Raw genomic sequence first — 4,255 nt, forward strand, 5'->3', positions numbered from 1 at the left:
GCCCCATCCCACCCTCGACGACGTCCCCGCCGCCGAGCGCGCCGCCCTGCGCCGTGGCCGGCTGCGTCCGTGGCTGCCGTTCCTGCTCGCGACCGTCCTGTGCCTGGCACTGCTGGGGTGGGCCCTCGTCGCCCTGCCGGGCCTGCCGGCGCGGGTGCCCACGCACTGGGGCGTCGACGGGCGGCCCGATGCGTGGGAGGACGCCTCGTTCGGCACGGTGGCGACGGGGCCGCTGATCGGCCTCGGCATGACGGGGTTCCTGGCGCTGGTCTCCGCGATGGTCACCGCCCTCGTCCCCACGGATCCGGGGCTGTCCCCGTGGCGGCGCGTGCGCCAGGCGGGGGTGCACCGCGGGGTCCAGGAGGGCCTCGGCTGGCTGTGCGTGCTCATGGCCCTGGTGCTGGCCCCGTCGACGGTCGAGGTGCTGGCCGCCGGCGCCTGGACGATGCCGTGGTGGCTCCTGCCGCTCACGCTGACCGTGCTCCTGGTGGGTGTCTTCCCGGCGATGCGGGCCGGCGTTCAGCGGTGGACGCGCTGGTCGGACCGCGTCGCGGCAGAGCTCGGGTACCGGCCCACGGCCGCGGAGCTCGCCGAGGACGAGGTGTGGACGCCCCTGGGGCTCAAGCGCGACCCCGAGGACCCGGCCGTCTTCCCCGCCAAACGCCCCGGCTACGGCGTGGGCGTGACGGTCAACCTCGCCACCCCGGTGGGCCGGTGGCTGGTGCGCGGATTCGTGGCCGTGTTCATCGTCGGCCTGCCGCTGGCGCTCTGGCTCGGCGCGTTCGCCGCGCGGTGAGGCGGACCGTGCCCGACGACGTCGCCGTCCGCCTGCTCCTGATCGCCGACACCCACATCCCGCGGCGTGCCCGTGCCCTGCCCGCGCAGGTGTGGGCCGAGGTGGCGCGGGCCGACGTCGTGCTCCACGCCGGCGACTGGGTGACCGAGGACGCGCTCGACGACCTCGACGCGCGGGCCGCCCGGCTGGTGGGCGTGTGGGGCAACAACGACGGGCCTCGGCTGCGGGCGCGGCTGCCCGAGGTGGCACGCGTGGAGATCGGCGGGGTGCGGATCGCGATGGTCCACGAGACGGGCCCGGCGGCCGGCCGCGAGCGCCGCATGGCCGCGGCGTTCCCGGACGCGGACGTGCTGGTGTTCGGGCACAGCCACATCCCGTGGGACACCGTGGCCGGGCCGGAGACCGCGAACCCGGGCCTGCGGCTGCTCAACCCCGGCTCCTGCACGGACCGGCGGCGGCAGCCGGTGTGCACCCTCATGCGCGCGGTGGTGCGGGACGGGCGGCTCGAGGACGTGGAGCTGGTGCCCGTGGACCGCACCCCGTGACCGACGGGCCGGCCGCTCGCCCGCACGGCTTGCCCCCACAGCCGTGCCACGCCATGGACCGGCCAGCGACGCGACGGTGTGGTCGACGCATCGCATGAGACGTCTATGATTTGCGTGGGTCGCATCACATCCGCGTGACATCTCCGCATTCCGACGCCTGAGACCCCGGCCCCATGGTCCGGGGGCGCGACGCCATCCCCGGTGTGCCGGACGGCGGCCCGGCATGAGCACTTCGACAAGGAGACCAGCATGGGACGTGCACAACGATGGGTGGCCGGCGTCCCGACGGCCGCGCTCCTCACCACGATGTCAGCCTCCCCTGCCGCCGCGGGCGCAGGCGCCCCGCGCAAGCAGGACGCCGCCCGCATCTCCGGGTTCCTCGGGGGCAACGTCTGGACGCTGCTCGGCTTCGGCTCGTGCGCCGAGCTCGTGTTGGAGCTCCGCCGATGAACGCGCTCCTTCTCGCCCTCCTGGCCGTCGTCGCGGTCAGCGCCTTCGTCCTCGCCTGGATGTTCACCTCCGCCCGCCGCCGCGGAGAGCAGTCCGTGCCCGTGAGCTCCGGCATCGCCGCCGTGGTGACGTTCGTGGCCGCCGTCGTCTACAGCATCCAGTCCGCCGACGGCGGCTGGGGCGTGCGCCTCGCGGGCATCGGCGTGCTCGTCGTCGCCCTGCTCCTCGGGGCCTGGGCGGGCCGGCGCGGCCCCGCACAGGCCTGACCCCCACGCACCCACGCCCCGCCCCCGGACCTCCGGGGGCGGGGCGTCCGTGCCTCCGAGGTGCGGCCGGCCCCGCGTGACGCTCTGCGACGTGCCCACCCTGCCCCCGGCGCACCTCGCCCGGGACAATGGGACGGACTGTCCCGAAGCCTCCATCGAAAGGACCCCCGTGGCTGACCACGAGTTCGGCTTCCGCACCCAGGCGCTGCACGCGGGCGCCGTCCCGGACGCCGTCCACGGCTCCCGCGCGGTGCCGATCCACCAGACCAGCTCGTTCGTGTTCGAGTCCGCCGAGGACGCCGCCAACCTCTTCGCGCTGCAGAAGTACGGCAACATCTACTCGCGGATCGGCAACCCCACGGTCGCCGCGTTCGAGGAGCGCGTCGCCACGCTGGAGGGCGGGATCGGGGCCGTCGCGGCGGCGTCCGGCATGGCCGCCGAGTTCGTCACCTTCGCGGCACTCGCCGGGGCCGGCGACCACATCGTGGCGTCCTCCAAGCTGTACGGCGGCACGATCACCCAGCTGGACGTCTCCCTGCGCCGGTTCGGCGTCGAGACCACGTTCGTGGACTCCGCCGAGGCCGCGGACTTCGAGGCCGCCCTCCAGCCCAACACCAAGGCGGTCTACACGGAGATCGTCGCCAACCCGTCCGGTGACGTCGTGGACCTGCCGGGCCTGGCCGACGTCGCCCACCGCCACGGCGTGCCGCTCGTCGTGGACGCGACCCTCACCCCGCCCTACCTGATCCGGCCGATCGAGCACGGCGCGGACATCGTCATCCATTCGGCCACGAAGTTCCTCGGCGGGCAGGGCACCACGCTCGGCGGCGTCGTGGTGGAGTCCGGCCGCTTCCCGTGGGACAACGGCAAGTTCCCGTCCATGACCGAGCCCGTGCCCTCGTACGGCGGCGTCTCCTGGTGGGGCAACTTCGGCGAGTACGGCTTCCTCACCAAGCTCCGCTCGGAGCAGCTGCGCGACTTCGGCCCGTCGCTGGCCCCGCAGTCGGCGTTCCAGCTGCTGCTCGGCGTCGAGACGCTGGCCCCGCGCATGGACGCCCACCTGGCGAATGCGCAGGCCGTGGCGCAGTGGCTGGACGAGGACCCGCGCGTCTCCTGGGTGCGCTACGCCGGCCTGCCCGACCACCCGCACCACGCCCGCGCGCAGCAGCTGCTGCCCCGGGGCGTCGGCTCGGTGTTCAGCTTCGGCGTGGCCCCGGCAGCCACGGACACCGACGCCGGCGCCTCCGGTCCGGAGGCCGGGCGTGCGACGGCGTCGCGCTTCATCGCCGCGCTGCAGCTGGCCTCCCACCTGGCCAACATCGGCGACGCGAAGACGCTGGTGCTGCACCCCGCCACGACGACCCATCAGCAGCTCACCGCCGAGCAGCTCGTGGCCGCGGGCATCCCGGCGGACCTGATCCGCATCTCGGTGGGCATCGAGGACCTCGAGGACATCCTCTGGGACCTGGACCAGGCCCTGACCGAGGCCACCGGCCGCACCCGCGACGGCGCCGTCGTCCCCGCAGAGCAGGAGGCCTGAGCCATGAGCACCACCCACCCCGAGCGCACCTGGACCGGCCCCGGCGCCCCCGAGCGCCTGGCGATCCTGCGGCGCACCCGCTCGATCGCGATCGTCGGCGCCTCGGACAAGCCGGCCCGTGCGTCCTACTTCGTGGCCACGTACCTGCTGAGCTCGACCACGTACGACGTCTACTTCGTCAATCCCGTGCTCGCCGCGGCCGGCAAGAAGATCCTCGGCCACCGCGTCTACGCCTCGCTCGACGACCTGCCCGTCACCCCGGACCTCGTGGAGGTGTTCCGCAAGTCCTCCGACGCCCCCGAGGTGGTGGCGGACGCCGCCCGCGTGGGCGCCCGGACCGTGTGGCTGCAGCTGGGCATCTGGAACGAGGACGCCGCGCGTCAGGCCGAGGCCGCGGGCCTGGAGATCGTGATGGACCGCTGCGTGAAGATCGAGCACGCCCGCTTCCACGGCGGGCTCAACCTCGCCGGCTTCGTCACCGGCGTGATCAGCTCGCGGCGCCAGGAACTGGACCGCTAGGCGGACGACGCCCCATGTCGGGCGCCGTCCGGGCCTCGTTGCGCACCCGCCCGTCGATGGCGTGGGATGGTCCCATGACCTCCGAGCTCCCCTCCCCGCCCCTCTCCCTGTCTCTTTTACCCATCTCCCAGCCCACGAG

At 74.1% G+C, this 4,255-nt stretch carries 6 protein-coding genes; all 6 read left to right on the plus strand.

The features are described from left to right. On the plus strand, positions 1–796 hold a 796-nt coding region (locus J1M44_RS06110), incomplete at its 5' end, for a DUF1648 domain-containing protein (RefSeq protein WP_206480763.1). Between the two features lie 8 nt (positions 797–804). After that, positions 805–1,341, plus strand: a complete 537-nt coding sequence (locus J1M44_RS06115) for a YfcE family phosphodiesterase (RefSeq protein ID WP_144824589.1) — start codon at positions 805–807, stop codon at positions 1,339–1,341. Positions 1,342–1,590: 249 nt separating this feature from the next. Further along, positions 1,591–1,791 carry a hypothetical protein gene (locus J1M44_RS06120; protein WP_126860680.1) on the plus strand — a complete coding sequence of 67 codons (201 nt, stop codon included), beginning with the start codon at positions 1,591–1,593 and terminating at the stop codon, positions 1,789–1,791. Continuing rightward, positions 1,788–2,057 (plus strand): hypothetical protein, encoded by a 270-nt coding sequence (locus J1M44_RS06125; RefSeq protein ID WP_049158293.1) that lies wholly within the window; start codon positions 1,788–1,790, stop codon positions 2,055–2,057. Before J1M44_RS06120 ends, J1M44_RS06125 begins: the two co-directional genes overlap by 4 nt. A 169-nt stretch (positions 2,058–2,226) precedes the next feature. Next, complete coding sequence (locus J1M44_RS06130; protein ID WP_060775759.1) at positions 2,227–3,597, plus strand: O-acetylhomoserine aminocarboxypropyltransferase/cysteine synthase family protein; 1,371 nt, start codon at positions 2,227–2,229, stop codon at positions 3,595–3,597. 3 nt (positions 3,598–3,600) lie between these two features. Beyond that, entirely contained in the window at positions 3,601–4,116 is a 516-nt protein-coding gene (locus J1M44_RS06135; protein WP_060775760.1) for a CoA-binding protein, read from the plus strand. Positions 4,117–4,255: the final 139 nt, after the last annotated feature.

This window comes from Micrococcus sp. KRD128 (assembly GCF_017168395.1).
GTDB lineage: Bacteria > Actinomycetota > Actinomycetes > Actinomycetales > Micrococcaceae > Micrococcus > Micrococcus luteus.